This window comes from Haladaptatus caseinilyticus (genome assembly GCF_026248685.1).
GTDB classification, from domain to species: Archaea; Halobacteriota; Halobacteria; order Halobacteriales; family Haladaptataceae; genus Haladaptatus; species Haladaptatus caseinilyticus.
In genome coordinates this window covers 1,027,196-1,051,677 of sequence record NZ_CP111036.1, presented here as the reverse complement: position 1 = coordinate 1,051,677, position 24,482 = coordinate 1,027,196, and the positions used below count along the sequence as shown (strand labels likewise).

26 protein-coding genes are annotated in these 24,482 nt (G+C 57.7%); 18 read left to right on the top strand and 8 right to left on the bottom strand.

The window, feature by feature from the left end; translation table 11 throughout:
- Window positions 1–190: 190 nt before the first annotated feature.
- The 12 genes from OOF89_RS05900 to OOF89_RS05845 all read left to right on the top strand — a co-directional run bounded on the left by OOF89_RS05900 (window position 191) and on the right by OOF89_RS05845 (window position 14,495).
- Complete coding sequence (locus tag OOF89_RS05900; RefSeq protein ID WP_266079207.1) at window positions 191–2,032, top strand: ABC transporter substrate-binding protein; 1,842 nt, start codon at window positions 191–193, stop codon at window positions 2,030–2,032.
- A gap of 194 nt (window positions 2,033–2,226) precedes the next feature.
- A complete protein-coding gene (locus OOF89_RS05895) occupies window positions 2,227–3,243 on the top strand; it encodes an ABC transporter permease (RefSeq protein WP_266079205.1) in 1,017 nt (338 codons plus the stop codon).
- A gap of 1 nt (window position 3,244) precedes the next feature.
- Complete coding sequence (locus tag OOF89_RS05890; RefSeq protein WP_266079203.1) at window positions 3,245–4,711, top strand: ABC transporter permease; 1,467 nt, start codon at window positions 3,245–3,247, stop codon at window positions 4,709–4,711.
- Window positions 4,711–5,787 (top strand): ABC transporter ATP-binding protein, encoded by a 1,077-nt coding sequence (locus OOF89_RS05885; protein ID WP_266079201.1) that lies wholly within the window; start codon window positions 4,711–4,713, stop codon window positions 5,785–5,787. Before OOF89_RS05890 ends, OOF89_RS05885 begins: the two co-directional genes overlap by 1 nt.
- Window positions 5,784–7,121 (top strand): ABC transporter ATP-binding protein, encoded by a 1,338-nt coding sequence (locus OOF89_RS05880; RefSeq protein WP_266079199.1) that lies wholly within the window; start codon window positions 5,784–5,786, stop codon window positions 7,119–7,121. The genes OOF89_RS05885 and OOF89_RS05880 overlap by 4 nt, the downstream gene beginning before the upstream one ends.
- Window positions 7,121–7,573: a DUF7555 family protein gene (locus OOF89_RS05875; RefSeq protein ID WP_266079197.1), complete on the top strand. Its 453-nt coding sequence runs from the start codon at window positions 7,121–7,123 to the stop codon at window positions 7,571–7,573. The genes OOF89_RS05880 and OOF89_RS05875 overlap by 1 nt, the downstream gene beginning before the upstream one ends.
- Window positions 7,574–7,693: 120 nt before the next feature.
- Window positions 7,694–8,269 carry a DUF7529 family protein gene (locus tag OOF89_RS05870; RefSeq protein ID WP_266079195.1) on the top strand — a complete coding sequence of 192 codons (576 nt, stop codon included), beginning with the start codon at window positions 7,694–7,696 and terminating at the stop codon, window positions 8,267–8,269.
- 132 nt (window positions 8,270–8,401) lie between these two features.
- On the top strand, window positions 8,402–9,250 hold the full coding sequence (locus OOF89_RS05865; protein WP_266079194.1) for a CBS domain-containing protein: 849 nt from the start codon (window positions 8,402–8,404) through the stop codon (window positions 9,248–9,250).
- Window positions 9,247–11,001, top strand: coding sequence for a glycine--tRNA ligase (glyS, locus tag OOF89_RS05860; protein WP_266079192.1), 1,755 nt, complete (start codon window positions 9,247–9,249; stop codon window positions 10,999–11,001). The genes OOF89_RS05865 and glyS overlap by 4 nt, the downstream gene beginning before the upstream one ends.
- Before the next feature lie 2 nt (window positions 11,002–11,003).
- Window positions 11,004–11,579 carry a diacylglycerol/polyprenol kinase family protein gene (locus OOF89_RS05855; protein WP_266079191.1) on the top strand — a complete coding sequence of 192 codons (576 nt, stop codon included), beginning with the start codon at window positions 11,004–11,006 and terminating at the stop codon, window positions 11,577–11,579.
- 118 nt (window positions 11,580–11,697) lie between these two features.
- Window positions 11,698–14,067 (top strand): DEAD/DEAH box helicase, encoded by a 2,370-nt coding sequence (locus OOF89_RS05850; RefSeq protein WP_266079189.1) that lies wholly within the window; start codon window positions 11,698–11,700, stop codon window positions 14,065–14,067.
- 176 nt (window positions 14,068–14,243) lie between these two features.
- A complete protein-coding gene (locus tag OOF89_RS05845) occupies window positions 14,244–14,495 on the top strand; it encodes a hypothetical protein (protein ID WP_266079187.1) in 252 nt (83 codons plus the stop codon).
- Here OOF89_RS05845 and OOF89_RS05840 read toward each other — a convergent pair.
- Both OOF89_RS05840 and OOF89_RS05835 read right to left on the bottom strand, forming a co-directional pair.
- Entirely contained in the window at window positions 14,482–14,874 is a 393-nt protein-coding gene (locus OOF89_RS05840; protein ID WP_266079185.1) for a universal stress protein, read from the bottom strand. The genes OOF89_RS05845 and OOF89_RS05840 overlap by 14 nt on opposite strands.
- Window positions 14,875–14,930: 56 nt before the next feature.
- Entirely contained in the window at window positions 14,931–15,572 is a 642-nt protein-coding gene (locus OOF89_RS05835; protein WP_266079183.1) for an Sjogren's syndrome/scleroderma autoantigen 1 family protein, read from the bottom strand.
- 109 nt (window positions 15,573–15,681) lie between these two features.
- On the opposite strand from OOF89_RS05835, the gene OOF89_RS05830 reads away from it, so the two are divergent.
- Window positions 15,682–16,341 (top strand): CRISPR-associated protein Cas4, encoded by a 660-nt coding sequence (locus tag OOF89_RS05830; protein WP_266079181.1) that lies wholly within the window; start codon window positions 15,682–15,684, stop codon window positions 16,339–16,341.
- On the opposite strand, the gene OOF89_RS05825 is transcribed toward OOF89_RS05830, so the two are convergent.
- From OOF89_RS05825 to OOF89_RS05805, 5 genes are all read right to left on the bottom strand, one after another.
- A complete protein-coding gene (locus OOF89_RS05825; protein ID WP_266079179.1) occupies window positions 16,324–16,908 on the bottom strand; it encodes an L-threonylcarbamoyladenylate synthase in 585 nt (194 codons plus the stop codon). The genes OOF89_RS05830 and OOF89_RS05825 overlap by 18 nt on opposite strands.
- Window positions 16,909–17,077: 169 nt before the next feature.
- Window positions 17,078–17,812 (bottom strand): peptidoglycan DD-metalloendopeptidase family protein, encoded by a 735-nt coding sequence (locus OOF89_RS05820; RefSeq protein ID WP_266079177.1) that lies wholly within the window; start codon window positions 17,810–17,812, stop codon window positions 17,078–17,080.
- Window positions 17,813–18,082: 270 nt separating this feature from the next.
- Complete coding sequence (locus OOF89_RS05815; RefSeq protein WP_266079175.1) at window positions 18,083–18,817, bottom strand: M23 family metallopeptidase; 735 nt, start codon at window positions 18,815–18,817, stop codon at window positions 18,083–18,085.
- Between the two features lie 187 nt (window positions 18,818–19,004).
- Window positions 19,005–19,517, bottom strand: a complete 513-nt coding sequence (locus OOF89_RS05810; protein WP_266079173.1) for a redoxin domain-containing protein — start codon at window positions 19,515–19,517, stop codon at window positions 19,005–19,007.
- Window positions 19,517–19,786, bottom strand: coding sequence for a glutaredoxin family protein (locus tag OOF89_RS05805; RefSeq protein ID WP_266079171.1), 270 nt, complete (start codon window positions 19,784–19,786; stop codon window positions 19,517–19,519). Before OOF89_RS05805 ends, OOF89_RS05810 begins: the two co-directional genes overlap by 1 nt.
- 117 nt (window positions 19,787–19,903) lie before the next feature.
- Here OOF89_RS05805 and OOF89_RS05800 point away from each other — a divergent pair, with 117 nt between their 5' ends.
- Both OOF89_RS05800 and OOF89_RS05795 read left to right on the top strand, forming a co-directional pair.
- Window positions 19,904–21,295, top strand: a complete 1,392-nt coding sequence (locus OOF89_RS05800) for a hemolysin family protein (RefSeq protein ID WP_266079169.1) — start codon at window positions 19,904–19,906, stop codon at window positions 21,293–21,295.
- Between the two features lie 109 nt (window positions 21,296–21,404).
- Entirely contained in the window at window positions 21,405–21,560 is a 156-nt protein-coding gene (locus tag OOF89_RS05795; protein WP_266079167.1) for a hypothetical protein, read from the top strand.
- A gap of 105 nt (window positions 21,561–21,665) precedes the next feature.
- Here the strand turns inward: OOF89_RS05795 and OOF89_RS05790 are convergent, their stop codons facing one another.
- On the bottom strand, window positions 21,666–22,268 hold the full coding sequence (locus tag OOF89_RS05790; RefSeq protein ID WP_266079165.1) for a conditioned medium-induced protein 4: 603 nt from the start codon (window positions 22,266–22,268) through the stop codon (window positions 21,666–21,668).
- 150 nt (window positions 22,269–22,418) lie between these two features.
- Here OOF89_RS05790 and OOF89_RS05785 point away from each other — a divergent pair, with 150 nt between their 5' ends.
- From OOF89_RS05785 to OOF89_RS05775, 3 genes are read left to right on the top strand one after another with little or no spacing between them, the layout of a single operon-like run.
- Window positions 22,419–23,003 carry a biotin transporter BioY gene (locus OOF89_RS05785; RefSeq protein WP_266079163.1) on the top strand — a complete coding sequence of 195 codons (585 nt, stop codon included), beginning with the start codon at window positions 22,419–22,421 and terminating at the stop codon, window positions 23,001–23,003.
- Window positions 23,000–23,698 carry an energy-coupling factor ABC transporter ATP-binding protein gene (locus tag OOF89_RS05780; RefSeq protein ID WP_266079161.1) on the top strand — a complete coding sequence of 233 codons (699 nt, stop codon included), beginning with the start codon at window positions 23,000–23,002 and terminating at the stop codon, window positions 23,696–23,698. The genes OOF89_RS05785 and OOF89_RS05780 overlap by 4 nt, the downstream gene beginning before the upstream one ends.
- Entirely contained in the window at window positions 23,695–24,402 is a 708-nt protein-coding gene (locus OOF89_RS05775; protein WP_266079159.1) for an energy-coupling factor transporter transmembrane component T family protein, read from the top strand. Before OOF89_RS05780 ends, OOF89_RS05775 begins: the two co-directional genes overlap by 4 nt.
- Window positions 24,403–24,482: the final 80 nt, after the last annotated feature.

Here is a 24,482-nt window from a genome sequence, read left to right as displayed (position 1 = left end):
TTTCCTGCCGGCGGACACCGTTTTTATCCATCTGTCTTTCGGCAATCGCACTACTGAAAATCCCAGAATAATTCGTCATCAATAGATACCTAAACTCGTCCCATTCTGCAATTAAAACGCCGTTCGAGGCCGTAACGGCGCCAATCCTAAACGGTAAGTTTATCCGCCATGACACACAAGCCGAGGTTGGATGACAGATACTGACAACCTAACCCGTCGGCGATTTTTGAAAGCAACCGGAGGTGCGGCAACTGCCGCCGCACTCGCTGGTTGTACCGGTGGCGGTAACGGTGACGGTGGTGGCAACGGTAACGGCGGCAACAGCGGCAACAAACTCCAGCTCATCAACCCGACGATGACGACGCTGGACCCCGTTAAGGCGACCGACACGGCGTCCGGAACGGTTATTCAGCAGATATTCGATCCGCTGATGAACTATCCGAACGGTCAGGTTTCCGTCGAGAACCTGCTCGTCAAGGAACACACCGTTTCCGACGACAAGACGACGTACACGTTCAAACTCAAAGAGGGCGTCAAATTCCACAACGGAAAGGAAGTTACGGCCAAGGACGTCGTTTACTCGTGGCGGCGACTCGCCGAATCGACGAACTCCCGCCGTGCGTACTTCATCCTCGACTCTATCGGTGTCAAACACGACTCCACGACGAAGACGTACAAGGACAGCGATGGAGAAAAGCACGAACTGACCGTCGCAAAACCGAACTCGCTGGCGCTCAAGACGACGGGCGACTACGAGCTGGAAATGACGCTGCAGAAGCCGTTCCACTCCACGCTGGAGATGCTCGCATATACGTCCTTCGCGGTCATTCCCGAAGGCATCGTCGGCGACATCAACGGCTATAACGGCGAGATGAAACACAGCAAGTTCGCCACGAAGAACCCCGTCGGTGCGGGTCCGTTCAAGTTCAAGTCGTGGAAGAGCGACGACCACGCAGAAGTCACGAAATACGAGGACTATCACGACGAGAAGGCGAAAGTCGACGGCGTTCACTGGAAGATTCTATCCGAGCCGAACGCACGTCACACGTACGGTATCACGAACAAACGGGCTGATATCGTCTACGAGAGCAGCCTTCCGACGGCCCAATACGACCCGAACAAGGTCAAGAACACGAGTACGGACGACCAAGGCCGTATCGTGGGTGAGTACGGCCCGACGAATTCCGATGCGACGATGAACTATCTCGGCGTTTCCACCATCAGCTCCTACTATATGGGATTCAACACGGAGGCCGTCCCGAAAGCCGTTCGACAGGCCTGTGCGTACGCAATGAATCAGGAGACGCTGGTCAAAGAAGTGTTCAAGGGTCGTGGCGAATCCGCATACCACTTCACGCCACCGATGATCTACCCCGGTGGTGCGAAACAGTACAAGTCCCACGCGGAGAGCAAATACCCGTACGGATTCAACGAGTCACAACTCGACAAGGCGAAGCAGGTGATGAAGGACGCGGGCTACGGCCCCAACAACCCCTTCAAATTCGAGTTCACGGTCTATCAGTCTTCGACAACGTGGCCCAAGGTGGGTAAACTCCTCCGCGACAAGCTCAAGTCGGCTCACATCGAGATGTCGGTCAACTCGGCACCGTTCAACACGCTTCTCTCCCGCGGTCGCAAGGGCAACCTCGAAGCGTATTCGCTCGGGTGGATCATGGATTGGCCCGCACCGGACAACTTCCTCGGTCTGCTGTACCCGCCGCTGACGGACACTTCGAAGTCCTCGCCGCAGGCGTACACCAACTGGTCCGGCACCAAGGCGTCGAAGCAGGCGACGAAGGCGTGGGAGAAAATCCAGAACAACCGCGGTCCGACAAAGAAGGAAGAACAGGCCCGCGAACAGGCTTACGTCACCATGGAAGAGGCCAACTGGGAGGACGTCACGTTCCTGCCGACGTACCACCTCCTCTCCGAACGATTCTCCTACGACTGGGTCGACGTGCCAAAGTACGGTGGCGCTGGATTCAGCCGCCAGATGTACAACAACGTTACGTTGAGCGAACGCAAGAAGTAACCCCTATCTTCGTTTATTTTTGTCGCTACCGCCCTTGTAGCGATGTATATGTCCAGAATTACGGTGATGTTATCGCAAGACATAATGAGAGGAGCGCAAAATACGGATGTGTATTCAGCCATGAACGCGGTTATCATTGGGTGCAACCTACCGCATGACACGCTTGAAAAAGAACAGGTGGTGAGCGTGGCGCTATGAGTCGCTGGCGCTACTTCGCTCGTCGCCTGTTACTGTCGATTCCCGTTCTGATATTCGGAGCGACGATAACGTTCGTCGTCATCCGAATGGGCCCGTTAGACCCCGTCGCGGCAATCCTCGGGCCAACGGGCGATCCACAGGCGTACAACCGAATCCAAGACCAACTCGGCCTTAACCAGCCGTTATGGCAACAGTATATCGACTACATGACCAACATGTTCACCCTACAGCTGGGTGACTCGTGGGTTCTTCGCCCCGACACGAGTGCCTATTCGCTCATCGTCGAATACGCGCCGTACACCATCTGGTTGGGATTCTGGTCGGTACTCATCGCCCTTTTCGTTGGGATTCCGCTCGGGTTTTACGCCGGACTCAACCCGAACACGTGGAGCGATTACACCGCATCGTTCGGTGGTATCGTCTGGCGTGCGATGCCGAACTTCTGGTTGGCAGTCATTCTTACTGAGGTGTTGTCACAATCGGGAGGATATCTGTTCGGGTTCGATTGGGAGAACTGGCTCGTGCCGGTCAGCGTCATCGGCCGACCGGACTTGTCCAACTTGTTCAACCCGGACATTTTGTTCCCTGCCATCAAGAAAACCGCACCGGCCGCGCTCGTGCTCGGTTCCGCATCAATGGGGAACGAGATGCGTATCGGGCGGACTGCCGTGTTGGAGACGGTGAACTCCAACTTCATCGAGACAGCCCGTGCGAAAGGTGTTCCACCTCGCTCGCTCGTCTGGAAGCACATCTTCCGAAACGCGCTCATCCCGCTCGTCCCGATCATCACGGGTGAGGCGTACCTGCTGATCGGTGGTGCCGTGCTCGTCGAGACGGTGTTCAGCATCAAGGGAATCGGCTACCTGTTCTTCCAAGCAGTCATACAAGGAGACCTGCCGCTGGTCGGTTCGTTGATGTTCATCTTCATCCTGCTCGTCGTGATAATCAACATCCTACAGGATTTCCTGTACACCATCATCGACCCCCGTGTCGGCTACGATGGAGGGAGCTGAAATGAGTCGTATACCTGACGCCGAAAACGAACAACCGCTTCGAGAACGTATCGCAGACAACCCACGCCCGGCCATGCTCTGGGTCGCCGGTTTCGTCCTCCTCGTCGGAGTCGAGTTCGGCGCACTGGCGAACGCCGTGATGGCGATGCCGTGGGAATTGTTGATGGCCAAACTATCGTTTTTGAAACCCATCGGGACACCGCTCGCAGTCCTCGGTGATACGCTGGCGGACCTGCCGACCCTCCTCACGAGAGCGAACTTCGACAACTCCGGATGGCGGCAACCCGGCGGCGGTTGGGGTGGCACGTTCCTCGGTCTTTCCCCGGCGACCGTCTGGGCACTCCGCGTCGTGCTCGTCTACGCCTACGCCCTCGTATTCCTGTACTGGATGTGGCGTGGTTACCTGACGTTCCGGGAGCACTACCGATACGCCGACTGGACGCCGCGTGACGATATGGTGAACCGGTTCCGAGGCCACTCCTGGGGACTGTTCGGATTCGTCGTCGTCTTCATGTTCGTCGTGATGGCGATTTTCGCCCCCGCGCTCGGCACGACGACGGTCGAGAGAACCATCGATAATCCGTTCTCGTACGAGACCTCGTACTTGAACCAGGAAACGGGACAAGTCGAGCAAATCCTCATCGGTGATGCGAACCGCGGGTCGACTTCGGAGGGTGGCGGTAGCAACGTTGCTCCCATGACGTACGACAAGTACGACAGATACCACCCGTTCGGCACCATGCCGACCGGGAAGGACATGTTCACCTTCATGGTCCATGGTGCGCGTGTGTCGCTATTCATCGGTGTCGTCGCCATCGGCCTGAGCGGGCTCATCGCGGCTGGCTTCGCCCTGCTGACGGCGTACTACAAAGGTCTCGTCGACCTCGCCGTCGTCCTCGTGGGTGACTCCATCATGTCGCTCCCGAGGTTGTTGTTCCTCATTCTGCTCTCGTTCGTGCTTCAAAACACGTGGATCGCAAACATTTATAATGGCGGCTTGCTGCTGGCGTTGCTGTTTGCCGGCACTGGTTGGCCGTTCCTTTGGCGTGCCGTGCGTGGTCCCGCCTTCCAAGTGTCGGAACAGGAGTGGATCGACGCGGCGAGAAGCTTCGGACAAAAACCCAGCGTAACGATGCAAAAGCACATGGCTCCGTACATCCTCGGCTATCTGCTCGTGTACGCCTCGATGACGCTCGGCGGAATCATCATCGCCGTCGCAGGTCTTTCGTTCCTCGGCCTAGGAATCAACCCGCCGACACCCGAATGGGGTCGTGCGGTAGACGTCGGACAGGGGTACGTCACGACCCAGTCGTGGCACATTTCGTTCATTCCGGGCGTACTCATCGTTCTCGTCGTCACCGCATTCAACGCGCTCGGTGACGGTATCCGCGACGCCATCGACCCACAGAGCGACTCCGGTGAAGACGGCGGTGCTGAAGTTGCCGCGGCAGGAGGGAGTGGTGCATAATGGCGTCGAGTGAATATTCCGAATCGGCGACCCGTGAGGACGCCATCCTGCAGGTACGGAACCTCCAGACCGCGTTCTTCACGGACAAGGAAGTAATCCGCGCCTGTGACGGCGTCTCGTTCGACATCGAACGCGGCGAGACGGTCGGTATCGTCGGTGAATCCGGGTCCGGAAAGAGCGTCACTGCGCGCACCATCATGGGTCTCGTCAAATCTCCGGGTCGGATTCTCGGTGGCAGTATCGAATTCGACGGCGAGGAACTGACCTCGAAGTCGGAAAAGGAGTACCGCGAGATTCGCGGCGGCGACATCGCGATGGTGTTCCAGGACCCACTGACGAGCCTCAACCCCGTCTACACCGTCGGCAACCAGATCAAAGAATCGTTGAAACTCCATCAAGGTCTCAGCGGGAACGAGGCAACCAAGGAAGCGATCAACCTGCTCGAAGCCGTCGGGATTCCGGACGCTTCCCGACGGGTCAAGGAGTATCCACACGAGTTCTCCGGCGGGATGCGTCAGCGTGCTGTCATCGCGATGGCGCTGGCGTGTGATCCCGAACTGCTCATCTGTGACGAACCGACGACGGCGCTGGACGTGACGATTCAAGCCCAGATTCTCGAACTCTTGGACGAACTCCAAGAAGAGCGGGACCTCGCGATCATGTTCATTACCCACGATATGGGCGTTATCGCCGAAATCGCGGACCGTGTGAACGTGATGTACGCCGGCGAAATCGTCGAAAGCGCACCGGTCGTCGAACTGTTCGAGAACCCACGCCATCCGTACACACAGGGACTCTTGCGAAGTATTCCCGGGAGCAACCCGAACGTGGACCGCCTCGAAACCATCGAGGGGGACGTGCCGACGCCGAACGAACCGGCGACCTACTGCCGGTTCGCACCTCGGTGTCCCAAAGCGTTCGCCGAATGTGACACGGTACATCCGGTGTCGCTCGCGGTTGACGAAGATACGGACGACCACACCGCGGCGTGCCTACTGTATCCCGAAGATGTATCACAGAAACAGGCAATCGATATGCATCGAGACGCAGCAACCGACAGCGAGGAGGAACTATGAGCAAAGTACAGCAGGCTGAAGCCGAGTCAGTCACCGTCGAAGAGGGTGAGACGCTCGTAGAGGTCAATAATCTGAAAACTTACTACGGCGAAGGTGGACTCGTTGACTCGACCCCCGTCAAAGCAGTTGACGGTATTTCGTTCGATATCAAACGCGGTGAGACGCTGGGATTGGTCGGCGAATCCGGCTGTGGCAAATCGACGCTCGGACGGACGCTCATCCAACTGGAGAATGCGACCGATGGGGAGGTTTTGTTCGACGGAACTGATATCACCGAACTCTCCGGCGACGATCTCAAAAACTGGCGGCGAAACAGCCAGATGGTGTTCCAGGACCCCGAATCCAGCCTCAACGACCGGATGACGGTCGGTGAAATCATCCGCGAACCGCTGGACGTTCACGATTGGAAGACGCCGCGGGAGCGCAGACAGCACGTTCGAGAACTGCTGGACGTGGTCGGTCTGCAACCGGAACACTACTACCGGTATCCCCACCAGTTCTCCGGCGGTCAGCGCCAGCGAATCGGTATCGCGCGAGCACTCGCACTCGAACCCGAGTTCATCGTGCTGGACGAACCGGTGTCCGCGCTGGACGTGTCCGTACAGGCCCAGATTCTCAACCTGCTCGAAGACTTGCAGGAGGAGTTCGGCCTGACGTATCTGTTCATCGCTCACGACCTCTCGGTCGTTCGGCACATCTGTGACCGCGTGGCGGTGATGTATCTCGGACACATCATGGAACTCGGTGAGGCCGAAGAACTGTTCGACAATCCGAAGAACCCGTACACGATTTCGCTCCTATCGGCGATACCCGACCCCGACCCGACGTCGAGTGGCGACCGAATCACTCTCCGTGGCACGCCGCCGAGTCCGCGGGACCCGCCGAAAGGCTGTCCGTTCAGCACGCGCTGCCCGATGAAGATCCGTCCGGAGGAGTTCCAAACCATCGACGACGATCTCTGGATCGCCATCGAAGTGTTCCGGGAAGTCGTGCGTGAACGCTCGCGCGCCGAGCGGTCGATGACCGACCAACTGAAAGAAGTTCTCGGCATGGAGACGCGCTTTTCCGACATCGGCGAGATTCGCCAGGAACTGTTCGGCGAGTTCGACGTGCCGCGAGCGGTCGAAAAGCACATCGACGAGGCGGCCGGGTATATCGAAAACAACGACGACGAGCAGGCCCGCGAGTACCTCCGCGACGTGTTCGGAAGCGTCTGTGATTCGGAGAACCCGGACGACAACGTGGTGAGCGACACCGGTCGCTTCAGCCACTGTCACCGACATTTGGACGACTACGAAGAGCCTGACGAGTTCACACCTTACACGATGCGGTAATGGTCGAGACGAACCAGTCCCCCCCGCGGGTTCGACAGTTGCTCGATGCGTTCGTCTACGCGATGGCAGTGACTGGTGTCGTGTTCGTCCTCGGCGTTTTGGTGAGCTTTTCGCTCGGGAGCGACCTCGTCGGTGTGAAATACTTCCTCTTTCTTATCGGATTTTTGCTCTTCGGCTACGCGACGTTCCAAATGCTCCCCGACCCACCGTGGGACGTCAGAAAGACTGGCGATGGTGACGTCGAAGTCGTCCGCAACGATGCTCGGGGGGAGGTCATCGGCTCACGGGAAGAGACTCGGTTCCAAACTGCGGTACAACGCATCCCACCGCTCTCCCGCTATTCCATTCCGCCGGAGCAACGGCTCCCTTCGACGACGAAACTGCTGATCGCTAGCTTCGCAGTGTTAGCGACATCGTTCGTTATGGAGACGGTGTTCGGCGTCGGCATGTAGCTGTCCATGCCGGTTGTGGCTCTTCCGTGTCGCTACGCGTCCGGTTGCTGTGCTGGATACGATCGGTCGGTGTAGGGTTGTAGCAACAGTTTTTACCGCTTCGACACCTGACATGGCTGTATGCCAGAAATCGGTGACGAGGATACTGATTACGCCGAGCGTATCGCGGCCAACGCGGACGTGGAGAAGGGGGCGTGGCAGCGAACGCTCGACGATATGGAGGCGATGGCGGCGGACCTCGAAGAGGAAGGCTGGAACGTCATCCGGATTGCAGCCAGTCATACCGCTCCTGAAAATACGGAAGCGGGAAGAACGGACCGATTCGGTTTCGTCTACGTCATTCCGGACAACCATGCCGACGAGTTCAGCGAAGCAGTCGAAGCGGGAACGTTCCCTTCCTATCAGGTTTTCAGACAGGAAATGTCGTCGCGAGTATTCATGTTGACGCAGTATCTCGACCCCGATACCGACACCGTGATTCTCATCGCAGGGACCTACGAGATGATGCACGCCCCAGCACTCGTGAAAACGGCGAAGCGCGAGGACGAAATGTACAGTCACGTCCAGACAATCGACGGGACCGTTCTCGGGTCGTTCCGCCATGACGACTACACCAAGTTCTTCCCGAATCCGGAAAAGTACGACAACTACGCCCCAGAACCACGTGTCGGCGATCATCACGACGACGAGGAGTAGCGTACTGCCTCCCTTTTCCCGACGTTTCTGTCGTTTCTGTTCGCTGTGCCGTCGTGACTATTTAAACGCCTCCCTCCCTCGTGACTGCACGCTTCGCAGGGTACAAGAAGGGTGAAACCGTATTCGGCGCGTATGAACGTTGCCGAAGCGATGACACCCCGGTCCGACGTCGTTACTGTCGAGCTTCCGGGTACGCGCGACGACGTACTCGAATACCTTCAGGAGCGCTCGTTTTCTTCCGTCCCGGTCGTCAAACAGACCGATGAGGGCGAACGGTATCGTGGTCTCATCTCCCGCGATGACCTCATCGAAAATCCGGATGAAGATCAACTCGCGCTACTCATGCGCGATGTCGCGACGACGACGCAGGACGCTACCGTGGAAGAAGTCGCCGAACTGATGTTGAAAGAGCAAATCCGCCGTGTTCCGGTCGTGGACGGCGAACTCGAAGGAATCGTCACCGTTACTGACGTCGTTCGAGCGATCGCCGAGGGCGAAGCGGATGGCGATACCGAAGTCGGTACGTTGGCCAACACGGACGTCAACACCTGCTACGTTGACTCGCCGCTGACGGTCGCCGAACGGGAAATCTTCTACGCGAACGTTCCCTACGCGGTCGTCCTCGATAAGGAGGGTGAGATGGATGGGATTCTCACCGAAGTTGATATCATCGAAGTGGCCCGCGTGGTCGAGGGCGAGGACGACACTGGTGGAAGTATCGCCAACGAGGACGACGAATGGATGTGGGAGGGAATCAAATCGGTCGGCAACAGCTACATCCCGACACGAAACGTGGAGATTCCGTCCGCACCGGTCCGGGAGTTCATGACCGAAAACGTCGTCAACGTCACGAAGCGTAAAACCGCTCGAGAGGTGTCTCAGATGATGCTGAACAACGATATCGAACAAATCCCGCTCGTCAGCGGCGACCAACTCGTCGGTATCGTCCGGGACGTGAATCTGCTGGAGGCACTCAAATGAGCGGTGAACTAGTCGAACTCGCCAAACGACGCGGCTATTTCTTTCAGGCCGCGGAGCCGTACGGCGGCGTTTCGGGCTTCTACGTTTACGGCCCGCAGGGTGCTGCGCTAAAACGCAACATCGAGGATTCGTGGCGTGACCGCTTCCAAGTACAGGAAGGCCACCGCGAAATCGAGGCACCGACGATCATGCCGGAACCAGTTTTCGAAGCGTCCGGCCACTTGGACGGTTTCGACGATATGCTCGTCGAATGTCCGGAATGTGGCGAAAGTCACCGCGCGGACCATCTCATCGAGGACAACACGGACATCGAGGACGCGGAAAGCTTTCCGCTGGACGAAGTCGGCGACCTCATCGCGGAACACGACCTCCACTGCCCGACCTGCGACACTCCATTGGCGGGCGAACCGGTCGAGGATTTCAACCTCATGTTTCAGACCGATATCGGCCCCGGTTCCGGCCAATCGGGCTATCTCCGCCCGGAGACGGCACAAGGTATCTTCGTGGAGTTCCCACGACTCAAAGAATACGCTCGCAACCGGCTTCCGTTCGGTATTACGCAAATCGGCAAAGCGTATCGGAACGAAATCAGCCCCCGGAAATCCATCGTTCGCGTTCGCGAGTTCACGCAAGCCGAGTTGGAACACTTCATCGACCCCGAGGAGGACGAACCCCCGCTTCACCGCGTTGAAGACGTGGAAGTGAGGCTCTATTCGGCTCCCGAACAACAGGACGACGAGGGCAGATATCTCGATACGACGGTCGGCGAGGCAGTCGAGGAGGGCATCATCGCCAGCGATTGGGTCGCCTACTACGTCGGTGTCGCCCAGGAGTGGTACGAGCGAATCGGGATCGATATGAATCGATTCCGGTTCCGACAGCACCTCGCGGGTGAGCGTGCCCACTATGCGAGTGACTGCTGGGACGCCGAGGGTGAAATCGACGGTGACTGGATCGAACTCGCCGGTATCTCCGACCGAAGCGACTACGACCTCTCGAAACACGGCGAGTACTCCGATGAGGATTTCACCGTCTTCCGACAGTACGACGAGCCAAAGGTGGTCGAACGTGCGACTGTAGACCCAGACATGAGCTATCTCGGGCCTGAATTCGGCGGTGCTGCAGGCGACATCGCCGACGCGCTCCAGACCCTCGCCGAGCGGGACCGATCGGCGTTCGACGATGACGAAGTCACCGTCGAAGCCAACGGCGAGTCGCACACGATTCCGGTCGAGAAAACCGGCTTCACCGTCGAGGAGATCAAAGAGTCCGGCGAACACATCATGCCGCATGTCATCGAACCCTCCATCGGCGTCGGTCGTGCCCTCTACACCGTTCTCGTCCACGCATACGAACAGGACGAAGTCGAAGGCGAGACCCGAACCCGTCTGGCGCTCGAACCCGAACTCGCACCGACCACGGTCGGCGTGTTCCCGCTGATGGACAAAGACGGCATGGGTGAGACCGCACGCGAAATCGCCACCGACCTGCGGAAGGATGGTTTCGACGTGACGTACGACGACTCCGGCAACATCGGCCGACGCTATCGTCGGCAGGACGAAGTCGGGACGCCGTTCTGTGTGACGGTTGACTACGAGGGTCTCGAAGACGACACCGTGACGCTCCGTGAACGCGATTCGACGGAACAACGGCGGGTCCCCGTTGCCGATTTACCCGACCTCCTCTCGTCGCTCAAAGCTGGCGAAATCTCGTTCGACGACCTCACGGAAAACTCGCTTCGAAACCAGTAACCGTGTCAGGCGAAATCAAGCGTCGACTGGTCCACGTCAGTGGAACTGGGTTTCCTGCGCTCTACCTACTGGACTTGGTAACGTGGCAGGAGTTGCGCTTGCTTCTCGTCCTCGGGTCGCTGGTCGCGCTCGTCCTCGAAATCATTCGCCTGTTCGTGGGACTGAATTGGCGGATTTACGACGAACTCACGCGGGAGTACGAACAGGACAACCTCGCCGGGTACGCCCTCTACTTTTTCGGAATGACCGTCACGGCGTGGGTGTTCCAACCACAAATCGCGATTCCGGCGATGCTCATGCTGACCATCGCCGACCCGATCAGCGGTCTCCTCGGTTCGGGCGAGCTTGGTATCAAAGCAGTTCATACCTTGCTCGTGACGTTCGCTGTCTGTCTCGCCATCGCATCGATCTTCGGCCTTCCGGTTCCGGCAGCAATTCTTGGCGCGATAGCCGCGACGCTCGCGGACGGCGTGAAACCGGTTATCGCGGGCTACGTCATCGACGACAACCTCACGATTCCAATCGGTGCTGGGGTGGCGATTTTCGTCGGATTGCAGTATCTTCCCGTGACCGTCTGAGTTTCTGTGTCCTCACATCCATCGGCGTTGGTACCGGTATCGCACATAAACCTTCGCCGTTCACTTTCACTCCGCCACACGAACCCTTTAACCGAATGACGACAAAACCATACGACGAATGGCGACCACGGACGCTGAAACGAACTACGTGGAACATCCCTATCTCGCGCCGCAGTTCATCGAGCGACGACTCTACCAGATTCAACTCGCGGGCACCGCACGTAACGACCATACGCTGGTTTGTCTCCCCACTGGACTGGGGAAGACGACGGTCAGCCTGCTCGTCACGGCGGAGCGTCTGAACGAAGTCGGCGGTAAATCGCTCCTCCTCGCGCCGACGAAACCGCTGGTCAACCAGCACGCGGATTTCTATCGGGAGGCGTTGTCTGTTCCGGACGAGGAAATCGTCGTGTTTACTGGCGAGGTGCGCCCGGACGAACGCTCGAAATTGTGGGATTCTTCGACGATCATCATCGCAACGCCACAGGTCGTGGAAAACGACCTCGTCGGCGGGCGTATCGACCTCGGGCCGGTCACGCACATCACCTTCGACGAATGTCATCGAGCGACCGGCGACTACGCGTACAACTATATCGCCGAACGCTATCACACGGACGCAAACGACCCGCTCGTCACTGGAATGAGCGCGTCGCCGGGTGGCGATAAGGAGTCGATTCTGGAGGTGTGTGAAAATCTGGGCCTCCACGAAGTCGAAGTGATGACCGAGGAGGACAGCGACGTTTCGACCTATACGCACGACACCGACGTCGAATGGGTTCGCGTCCAACTCCCGGACGAGATCATCGAGATTCGAGACGCGCTGAACGAAGTCATCTCGGACCGACTGGAGCGACTGAAACAACTCGGCGTCGTCAACACCACGCGTCCGGATATATCGCAGAAGGATCTGAACAAAGTTCGAGGTCAGCTGCAAAAGCTCATCGACAACGACCAGTCGGAGGGATACAAGGGAATGTCCGCACACGCGGAGGTGATGAAACTTCGCCGGGCAGTCGAACTCGCCGAAACCCAGAGTGTCGAATCGCTTCGGCGGTATTTCGAACGGCAGCGAAACTCCGCCCGGTCGTCGGGGGCGTCGAAGGCGAGCCAACGTATGGTTTCGGAGCCGAAGGTGCAGGAGGCGATGCGGAAAGCGGTACAGTACGATGACCGCCATCCGAAATTCCGCAAAGCCCACACTTTCGTCGCTCAAACCCTCGTGGACGGTGGTCAACGAATCATCGTGTTTACCGAATCGCGCGATACGGCGGAGACGCTCACCGAGTTTTTCGGTCAGCATTTCGATGCTCGACGGTTCGTCGGACAGGGCGACAAGGACGGAAGCGACGGTATGACGCAGAAACAACAACAGGAAGCACTCGACAATTTCCGTGCCGGCGAGTTCGAGGTGTTGGTGTCTACTTCCGTCGCGGAGGAAGGCCTGGACGTGCCGGAAGTCGATTTGGTCCTGTTTTACGAACCCGTCCCGACCGCGGTTCGTTCGATTCAGCGGAAGGGACGAACTGGACGACAGGCGCAGGGACAGGTAGTGGTGCTCCTCGCCGAAGATACCCGCGACGAGGCGTACTTCTGGATTTCGAAGCGACGGGAGGACGAGATGGAAGAGGAGCTACGGAAACTGAAAGGTGTCGCCATGGAGGTCGAGGAGGAACTCGACCAATCACAACAGACGTTGGGTGATTTCGATACCGACGGCACCGACGAGGTCAGCCATGGTTTACAGGAGTTCGAGACGTCGAACGCAAACTCGGAGGCGAAGAACGCGGCCGAACCGGACGGCGTCGTGGCGACTGCTCGAAAACGCGACAACAGCGAAAACGTCGAAATCGTCGCCGACCAGCGCGAACTCGACGCGAACATCGCCCGTGATCTCTCCGCCCGCGACGGCGTGGACGTTCGCCTCGAAACCCTTGCCGTCGGTGACTACGTGCTAAGTGACCGAGTCGTCGTGGAGCGAAAGTCCGTGAGTGACTTCCTCGACACGTTGGTCGGTGGGGACCGCTCCGTGTTCGAGCAGGTCGGCGATATGAACCGTCACTACGCCCGGCCGATCGTCATCATCGAGGGCGATGGACTGTACGAGCAGAGAAACGTTCATCCCAACGCGATTCGCGGCGCGTTGTCCTCGCTGGCGATCGATTTCGGGGCAAGTGTTCTCCGCACTGAAGACGAGAAGGATACAACTGACTTGCTCGAAGTCATCGCCACGCGGGAACAGGAAGTGAGTGATCGCGAGGTTTCGGTCCACGGTGACAAACACACAAAGACGCTTCCAGAACAACAGGAGTACGTTGTCGGCTCCATCGCTGACATCGGCCCGGTCACCGCTCGTTCGTTGTTGGAGACGTTCGGAACGGTTCAAGCAGTGATGACTGCGGAGAAAGACGAACTTATGGAAGCGCAGGGCGTCGGCGAAGTCACTGCTGATCGTATCCGTGAAGTCGTTGCTGAGGAGTACGACTCGTAAGCATTGCTTACTGAGGGACAGCGTCGATGTATGTGTGATATAGACACACACCCGACCGAGTCGGCCTAAAACGGGTCCGTTCCCCGAAGAATGGGTCGGATGACCACGCGTAAACGGCCTGAACGGTCAATCCACATTATAGGCTCCACGTCGATTTACCCAAACGAGAGTAAACCATGTTACCTCGGCCCACGATGCAGGATGATGACGACGGGTCGGTCGCTGAGGAGCTATACGGCAAGCCACAGCACGAAACGTCCGGACAAGCGAGTGAACAGGAACTGTACGGAGACCCACAGCACGACGTTCCCGACAACCGCCTTCCGGCCGATTTCGACCCCGACATCGCGCAGGCGCTGAACTGGTTCGACTACCCGCGAGATTCCGATTCTCGCCTTCGTCGGGCGCTGTTTCCTATGGAACGATAGTTACTGGTACTTTTTCGGCTCGGACGATAGTCTCGGCAGCACTTCCAAGGATGGCCCGATCGATGGTCCCCGACTCGTGGTGACCCATGATGACGTGATCGTATCCGTTCTTTTCCACCATCTTGAGTACGTTTTCGCCGACACGCTCCGATGGTCGGAACTCTAGTTGTTTGTCCGTCGCCAGTTCTGGGTCCGTTTTGACACCCCCCTCCTCGAGCACCTCACGAGCACGGGTGAGGATTTCGTCGGTGGCGTCCGTCGCTTCGTCCGAAAAGTGAACGACGTGAAGCGCCGCGTCGAACTGGCCGGCAAACTGCACTGCAAAATCTAATGCGCGAAAACTACACTCGGAACCGTCGATAGGAACGAGTACGTCCATGAAAGAACGTTGTTCGGTTTTGGCTTAACGCTTCGCCCGGTACCACCGAGTCACACTTACTGTTTCGCTCGGTCTATTGCCGTCACTGCCTCCGCCGCTTCGCGCGTTGCGACAAGTAGTTCGCGAGCACGTCCGACATCATCCGTCCGTTCTGCCTCGGTTGCAAGTCGTGTGAGCTTTCGAACGAGCGCATTTCTGGCGTCGGTGAGGTCACCTGCGCCACCTCCTTGTTCTACGCCGGTTCCCGATTCCGAACTGTGACCGTACGGCGCACCACTTTGTTTCGGTGGCGAACGCGGATGGTGATGCGATGGTCCCGGTGACTGCTCGGATTTCCCCGGCTGATCGGCTGTTGCTGCTCCGGATTCCTCGACTTCGATATTCGTCGAATTTTCGGCTGTTGACGCTTCCGTGGCCGTTTCTTCGTTCGCCTGATTCGTTCCCTCCCGTGTCCCTTCGTTCGATGCGTTCTCCGTCGGCGATTCCGCGGCGGGTTGTTGCTGTTGGCAGGTCGGACAGAACTCGGTTCCGTTCTGGCGGAAAATGGGGTCGCCGCAAGTGTCGCAATGTTTTCCGGTCATCGTCGCCCCTTGCAACAGTAGTTCGCTCATCCGCTGCGTCGCCTTCCGCTCCTCCTTGTCCGCTTCGTATTGCTGGCGGAGTTTCTCCCGCTCTGCTTCCTTATCGAAGTCGCTCATGTACGGACAGAGACTGTCCAGACTCTTGCCCCTTTTGTTAGTCCGGTCCCACTTCGCGGCGTATCAGTATCCCCGGATATTTATATACGATACCGCGGCCAGAAATCCCGTGTCGAAGGTACCCTTCAGCGAACTCGCGACCGCCACGTACTGCCCGAGAAAGCTCTACTATCAGCGACGGGACGACATCGAAATCCCGGAACTCGTGGTCGAACGGCGACAACTCGCCTTCGAGTACGATGCTCTGCTTGACGCGGACGTTGCCGACCTGACTGACCGCCCGATTGCAGTTTCGCCGGAGCAGTTCCGTTCGAATCTCGAACGAGCGACCGAATGTGGTGCGTGGTCGGAACTCGTTTCGCCTACCGACCGCGAACTACTGGTCGACGGGAAAGACTGCCGCGGAATCGTCCACAAAGTTTTGAATTTGGAAACTCCCGTTCCGTCGATGGTTTTCACCGGCGAGCCTCCCGACCATGGGGTTTGGGAGCCACAGAGCGTCCGTGCCGTGGCCGCTGCAAAGGCACTATCGTGGGAGCACGAGCAAGCCGTCGAACGTGCGTTCGTCGAATATCCTGCATACGGCATCGTCCGCGAACTCCTACTCGGAACCCGGCGCAAGGCCGCCTATCACCGCGCACTCCGTACTGCTCGTGCTATCGATGGCCCACCACCGCGATTGAAAAATCGGTCGAAATGTGAATCCTGCGACTACCGAACCGAGTGTGGCGTGAAAACTCGGTCGCTTCGGTCACTCCTCGGCGGCTAACCATGCCTCAATTTCGTCGGCGAGTTCGCCACGCCGAACGATAGTCGATCGTTCGACATTCACGACGGTGCTTCCGGTTCCACCGGTTTCGCCGCCGTCGATGACGACAGCAGTCGCCTCTCGAATTTCTGTATCGAGGTCGCTGACGCGCGTCACGCTCGCTCGCCCGCTCACGTTCGCGCTCGTGCTGGTAATCGGAGCGACGTGCTGGAGCAGTTCCAACGCTCGCTCGTGGTCGGGGATCCGGACACCGACCCGTGAGCGACCAGCCGTGAGTACATCCGGGACGGAGTCCCGTTTCTCACAGAGAACGGTTACCGGCCCTGGCAGAAACTCGTCCATGAACTCCCGTTCTCGCTCCGTCAGTCGAACGTGTGAGAGTGCGGTGTCCACGTCCGGCACTGCGAGTGAAATCGGTTTTTCCCGCGCCCGTCGTTTCGCCTCGAACACTCGCTCGATTGCGTCTGGGTCGAGTGCGTCTGCACCGAGACCGTACACCGTCTCGGTGGGATAGACGACGAGATTTCCGTCTTGGATGGCGCTTACTGCCTGTTCTATGTCGTCCATGTTCACTCCTCGGGTACCGTATGAAAAAAACGTAGCGTCGTGGATTTTTGAAAAAGATCGTATAAATCGCTCACTCCCTGTTCGATCGCTATCGGTGTGAGGATTATGGGGAGTGCTCCATCGCGAAAAACAAATGAACTGGTTTAGTCCGACTACCGGTACGCGGACGTTAGAACGACCCGATACCGCTGTAGTTCTTCGCGATACCCGTCTTGTCGTCGATTTCGTCGTACAAGTCGCCGGCGACGTATTGGTGTGCTCCGTTCTGCTCGACGGTGAAGTGGACGTGGGGCCCGGTGCTGTTCCCGGTACTACCACAGTCACCGATGTGTTGGTGACGGCCGACGCTCTGGCCTTCGGAAACGTGGATATCGCTCAGGTGGCAGTACATCGTCTGGTAGCCAGCACCGTGGCCGACTTTGATGTAGTAGCCGCACCCTCCGGATTCGTAGCCGGTCACGTCCACGGTTCCCTCACGGGAGGCAACGACGGGCGTTCCGGTGTCGGCGGCGATGTCGAGTGCGGCGTGGCCACTCTTGTACTCTTGGCTCACCTGTCCGACGACTGGGTACGAGAAGTCGGCGTGCGCAGTGTACCGTTCCACGGACCAACCAGTCACTCGGCCGTTGTTGCCGTCGCCGTTGAACTGGATTTTCCACCACGTGTAGCCGTCGCTGTTCACGGGTCCGTCGATGATGTAACCGCCAGTATACTGCTCGGCAGTTGCAACGACACCGTAGTTCGTTCCCGGTCCACTTCGAACGTTGAGGTTGTCGGTCGTATAAATCGGAAGGCCGGTGTAGTGCGCCGCTGCGCTGTCGGTCGATGCGGCGAGCACCGTCCCGCCAAGGACTGCGCTACCTGATGCGTTGAGGAACTTCCGTCGGCTGAACTTGTCTGACATTGTTTGGAACTCCATCGATTAATGATGAATTCTAAAATTTAAGTTTTTATATCTCAAAATCTACTCTGCAATTTAGCTGTCGATATCTCTATCCAAAAGCGGAAAATCACCCACAGGCAACCGATAAACAAGTTTCTAGTTGCTAGCTGTTTTCTAATACTGACAACTTTTACCGGTACCGGTTAGCCACCTAGTCAGTTGTATGCTCTCGACCGTTACTGAACTACGACTGTCGGCGTTCGAAAAAAGTTGAAATTCGTTGAACGACGTTTAGATTCCGCTGTAGTTTTTCGGCATTCCTGACTTGGCATACACTTCTTCGCCCTGGTCGCCGGTGACGAACTGCTCTTCGTTGTTGTAGTTGACTTCGAAGTGGACGTGCGGACCGGTGCTGTTACCGGTACTTCCCATGTAACCGATGTGCTCGTGGCGACCCACGTACTCGCCGTTCGACACGGCGAAATCGTTCAGGTGGCAGTAGAGGGTTTCGTAACCTCCACCGTGGTCGATAACGATGTAGTTCCCACAGCCGCCTGCTTCGTAGCGCGTATAAGCGGTACCGGCGCGTGAGGAGTAGATGTACGTACCGGTGTCGTTGGCGATATCAACGCCGCCGTGGAACCCGCTTGACCGCTGGCCGTAGTCCGAGGAGACGTATCCCGTTGCCGGGAACGAGAAGTCAGCATGAGCCTGGTACTGTTCTACTGCATAGCCGCGGACTCGACCGTTGTCGCTGTCGCCGTTGGTTTCGACTTCCCACCAGGTATAGCCGTCTTCGTTCCACGGACCGTCAACGGTGTGCATTCCAGTGTATTTCTCGGCGGTAGCGACGACGCTGTTTTCGGTGCCGACGCCACTGCGGACGTTGAGATTGTCTGTCGTGTAGGATGCAGTCCCAATGGTGTGCGCGGCGGCCGTGTTGGTGGTTGCTGTCACGCCTGCCGTGCCGAGGATTGCTGCGCCTGTTCCTTTCAGTATCTGCCGTCGGGTCAGTTTATTTCCCATCTATTTAACCTCAACCAACAATATCTACTTGGTAGTTTTAATAATTTCTTACCTTCTCTGATACTGATATAAATATTATGGAAATATATTTTATTGTATAGTAATGTCTGAAAACGACTGGGTTTTATTTCTTCTCTTCAAACGAATATCGCTCCAAAATTGGGCGTATGATGGCTTTCGTTCTTCGCTATCGGTCTTCGATAGCACGCTCGATTTCGTCGTAATCCGGGAAGTCGGGCCACTCCGTTGCTACCCACGCGTATTCGATTATTCCGCCTTCATCTAGCAAAAAGACGGCTGGTCGAGGCTCACTGATGCCAGCCATCCCATCCATATCGAAGCTAATGCCGTACTTCTCCGCAACTTCATTGCCCGGATCACTGAACAGTTGGTAATCCATTTCGCGCTCTTCGATGAGCGTTTTGTGCTCGTACGGCGTCGAAATCGACAGCCCAACGATTTGAACGTCGTTGGTCTCGTCCCACGCCCGCTCACGTAGTTCGTTCCAAATGTACGTCGCCGGGAACCCGCCATCCATGGTGTAGAATACGAGCAATGTCGCTCCCTCGTCGGTTATATCCGAAAGAGCCGTATCCTCCCAAAACTCCTCGTTGACAAGCGGCCGCGTGAAGTCCGGCGCCGTCTCCCCGACTTCGGGGTGGTTCGCTTCGCCGAGTTCCACGACATCGAAGTCGGCCATCAGTTTTCGCCCCCGTACGTGCCTTCGAGGTACTCCACGATGTTCGCGCTCTCGCTCATCGTCACACCCGTGTTCTCGTCCACGATGGCGGGAACGGTTCGTTTCCCACTGATGCGCTTGACGACGTTTCGGTCGGAGTGCATCGGCTCTATAAATCGCGACTGGTAGGGGAGGTCGTACTCCTGTAACTTTCGAACCACACGCTCGCAGTAGGGACACGCTTGCAATCGATACAGTGTGATTGCCGGTTCTGTCGTCTCGACGCTCATGGGCACGAATTAGAACGAAATACCCGTAAGGGCTTCGCTCGCGGCAGTTTCACCCGTAATGTCCCTCAGCAAAAGAATAAAGAGTTAATCCCGCTGACGCTCAAGGTGGGTTATTGAATGACACTCTCCCCGATACTGGTCGTCCTTGCGCAGACTGCTCCACCCGATAGTATGTTTGGCGTTCCAATCTCCGATTCGATTATTCAGTGGGGTGGAATCATCGCAATTATCGTTCTGCTCGGCCTGTCTGCTTTTTTCTCCTCGTCGGAGATCGCGATGTTCTCGCTCGCGAAGCATCGAGTCGAGGCGCTCGTGGAAGACGGTGTGGATGGCGCAAAAACCGTCGATTCCCTCAAAAGCGACCCTCATCGTCTGCTCGTGACGATTCTCGTCGGCAACAACATCGTCAACATCGCGATGTCCTCGCTGGCCACGGCGCTCGTCGGACTGTATCTCGACAATCCCGGCATCGCCGTCCTCGTCTCGACGTTCGGCATCACGTCGCTCGTGCTGCTCTTCGGCGAGAGTGCACCGAAGTCCTACGCGGTCGAAAATACGGAGTCATGGGCGCTCAGAATTGCAAAGCCGCTCAAGTACTCCGAATACCTCCTCCTCCCGCTCGTTGTCCTGTTCGATTATCTCACCCGCGCCATCAACCGCGTCACCGGCGGCCGGTCGGCGATCGAGACGTCGTACGTCACGCGCGACGAAATCCAGGACATGATTCAGACGGGTGAGCGCGAAGGCGTCATCGAGGAGGACGAACGCGAGATGCTGGACAGGATATTTCGGTTCAACAACACCATCGCGAAGGAGGTGATGACTCCTCGTCTGGATATGACCGCCGTACCACAGGATGCGGAAATCGACGAGGCGATCGAAACCCTCGTTCAGGCGGGTCACGAGCGTGTGCCGGTGTACGAAGGGAGCCTGGACAACGTCATTGGCATCGTCACGGTTCGCGACCTCGTGCGCGAGAAGGACTACAGTGAAGCCGGTGACAACCTCAAACTCAGCAATCTGATTCAGCCGACGCTTCACGTCCCCGAGAGCAAAAACGTGGACGAACTGCTCACCGAAATGCGCGAAAACCGGATGCAGATGGTCATCGTCATCGACGAGTTCGGAACCACGGAAGGACTCGTCACCATGGAGGACATGGTCGAGGAAATCGTTGGTGAGATCCTCGACGGGGAGGAAGAGGAACCGATCGAGTATATCGACGACGACACGGTCATCGTTCGCGGCGAGGTCAACATCGACGAAGTGAACGATGCGATGGACATCGATCTGCCGGAGGGTGAGGAGTTCGAGACGATTGCCGGGTTCATCTTCAACCGTGCGGGCAGGCTCGTGGAGGAAGGCGAGGACATCGACTACGAGGGCGTGCGCCTCCACGTCGAACAGGTGGAAAACACCCGTATCATGAAGGCTCGAATCAAGCGTCTCGAAGACTACGAGGTCGAATCGGATTCGGTAGAAGAGGGCGTCGAGTCGAGTGCGGAGTAAGGGTCGAACGTCTTGATCGAGCGCACGAGCGAATCGAATACGGGGAAGATGTCATGAAGAGTGCTCTCGATATGTTCGATACGCTTTCGTCGAACTGACCACTCTGCAAGTGCAGACGACACGATCGACAGTAATCCGCCTCCTGACCACTTCCCGGAAATCAGCACTCGACACAGCAGCCAGCGAACTCACCGCGACCGACGCCGGAGCGAGCGGGCACCAAGAAACCCCGGAAGGAGTGCCGAAGGCACGACTGAGGGGGTGACGCAGTGCTTTTGGTCCAGCTTTTACAGGGAGACAGCCAGTGTCCGGTCGGTTCGGCCGGACGCTGGCCTTCGACCGTCGTAAAAGGCGGTAGCGAAAAGGTGGGTTAGAAGGAAACGTTCGTCTCCATCCCCTCCGTCGCGTCGTCCAATCCGTCCTGCTGGATGTCTTGTGTCATCCGGTCGGATAGTTCTCGGTCTTGGAGAATGTTCTCGAACTCGTTGATATACTGTTGGTTGACCGACCGTGCTTCGTCTTTCGCCTCGATGACCTGCCGGTACCGCCGAACAGTGGCTTCACTCGCATCGAGCCTGGCGGCACAGTCGGTGACGCTCATCTCGTCTACGAGGCAATCTTTGAGGTCCGCAATCTCGAACGGTGCATCGGTGTCGGACTCACGGAAGAGATGGAGGTCGATTCGCGCTCGAGAGACGGTTTCGGCGAGCGAATCGTCTCCCAGTTCGTCCGCGATTTCGTCGTCATTGTTGCCCGCAGAGAATTGTCGGACGACGGTCACCAGTTCCTCGTCGGTGAGCGATGTACCGAAATCGTACTGCCCGCGCATCTCCTCTATTACCTCGCGCAGTCGTTCGTCTACCTTCTCCTCCGAGCTAAGCGACCCGTGTGTCTCCTCCTGCTTTTCCGTAACCGTCTCCTCGTCGGTCACATCCATGAAAATGTCTCGGAGTTCCTCAGTTTTCTTATCCATGGCGCGTACCTGATGCTGTGATAATATAAAAACCTGTTGGGCGGCTCGTGAAATTTTTCTTCAACTGCCAGTCACGCCAAACTGTCATCTGAATCAACTACTATCCCGTCAACCGAAGGTATCTTACTGGTTGACGAGCGACGATTCTCCATGTCAACGGAAACCGGCTCGGTCGAACTGGTCGGCGAACAGACCGTCGGAAACATCGCGCGAACGGCGCTGTTCGCGGCGGTTATCGGCGCGTTCGCACAGGTATCGTTCCCCAACCCACTCGCACCGGCGATACCCATCACCTTGCAGGTACTCGGCGTGTTCCTCGCCGGAATCTTCCTGGGTCCACTCTGGGGCTCGGCGTCGATGGTTCTCTACCTCGTCGCGGGTTCGGTCGGCGCGCCCGTCTTCGCCGGCGGCTCCGCGGGCTTCGTCGAACTGGTCGGACTGACCGGTGGCTATTTGCTCTCGTATCCCGTCGCCGCCTTCGTGATCGGTGTCGTCGTCCACGGCAGTACGACGCTCAGTGACCCGAAACGAGTGAACGTCTTTCGACTCGTCGCTGGACTGGTCGCCGGAACCGTCATCATCTACGCCTTCGGGACGCTCGGATTCTCGTACGTCGGAAACTACGGATTGACCGAGGCGTTCATGCTCTCGGCAGTCGCGTTCATCCCTTTCGAGGCGTTCAAAATCGCCGCCGCGGTCGGTATCGTTCGAAGCGACCGCATTACCGCCGAATGATATCGACACGAGGTCTGGTTCATCGTTTCGGTGATACGACCGCACTCGACGACGTTTCCCTCACGATTCCCGACGGACAGTTCGTCGTCGTCGCGGGACCGAACGGGAGCGGAAAGACCACACTCGTCCGGCATTTTAATGGCTTACTCACGCCCGATGACGGGGATGTCCTGGTCGATGGGATGTCCATCGAAGACGACCTCGTAGCCGCACGAACGAGCGTCGGCATGGTGTTTCAACATCCCCGCGATACCTTCGTCTCGGCGACCGTTGGTGCGGATGTGGCTTTCGGTCCCGAAAATCTCGGCCTCTCACACGAGGAAATCGACCGCCGTGTCGAAACTGCCCTTTCCGCGGTCGGGATGGAAGGCAGACGAGATGCCCGAATCGATTCGCTTTCGGGCGGCGAATGTCAGCGTGTCGCTATCGCAGGTGCGTTGGCGATGGAACCGGCCCACCTCGTGCTGGACGAACCGTTCACCGGACTGGACGCGCCAGCACGTGATTCCGTCGTCGCTCATCTCGAACACTGTTCCGCCGAAGGGACCGGATTCGTCGTCGTCACGCACGACCTCCGGGACGTTTGGTCGCTCGCCGACCGAATCGTCGCGCTGCGTGGTGGATCGGTCGCGGTCGATGGAAAACCAGACGAGGTCGCATCCGATATCGCCGAACTCGGTATTCAGCTACCATGACGTTGGCGTATCGCGCAACCGGATCGTTCGCGGAAGGTCTCGATCCTCGAGTGAAACTCCTCTTTCAGACTGCCTTCGCGTTCGCCGCGTTTGCACATACGACACCGCGTGGGCTCGCGATGCTGAGTGCACTGGTCGCGGCGGTGTTTTTCTGGGCAGGTACACCGCCGTTTTGGGTGATTCGCGAGTTCCGGTACGTCTTTCCGTTTTTGCTTGGCGGACCTCTATTTGCAACTCTCACGCTCGGACCGCCGTGGATAGTTCCGGGCAAGATCGTCGCGCCCGCACTGGCCAGCTATCGCGTTTGTCTCGTTCTATGCGTCAGCGCAGCCTACGTCCGGACGACGCCTGTTCGGGAGTCACGGGCGGCGATTCAGTGGCTCGTTCCCGGCCGCGCCGGTCAATTTTTAGGAATGGGTGTCGCCTTCGTCTTTCGGTTTTTCCCGGTCTTACAGTCGGATCTTCGTGCGATTCGAGAGGCTATGAAGTCTCGTCTCGGAGAGAAACGCGCACTCACGGAACGAATGGAAATCATCGGGTCGGCAGGGTTGACCCGAGCGTTCTCACGCGCGGACACCTTTTCACTCGCCCTTCGTGCTCGCTGTTTTGCATGGAATCCAACCCTTCCCCTGCTATCGGTTTCTCGCAGCGACGTGCCGATTTTCTGTCTCGTCTGTGTGCTCTTCGGCTGGTCATTCGTATAAATTGCAAACTTGTTTTTCGTTCTCGCATGACGGCAAGGTGATGGACGGGAAGCAAGATTTAAGCAAGTCGTCTCCTCCTG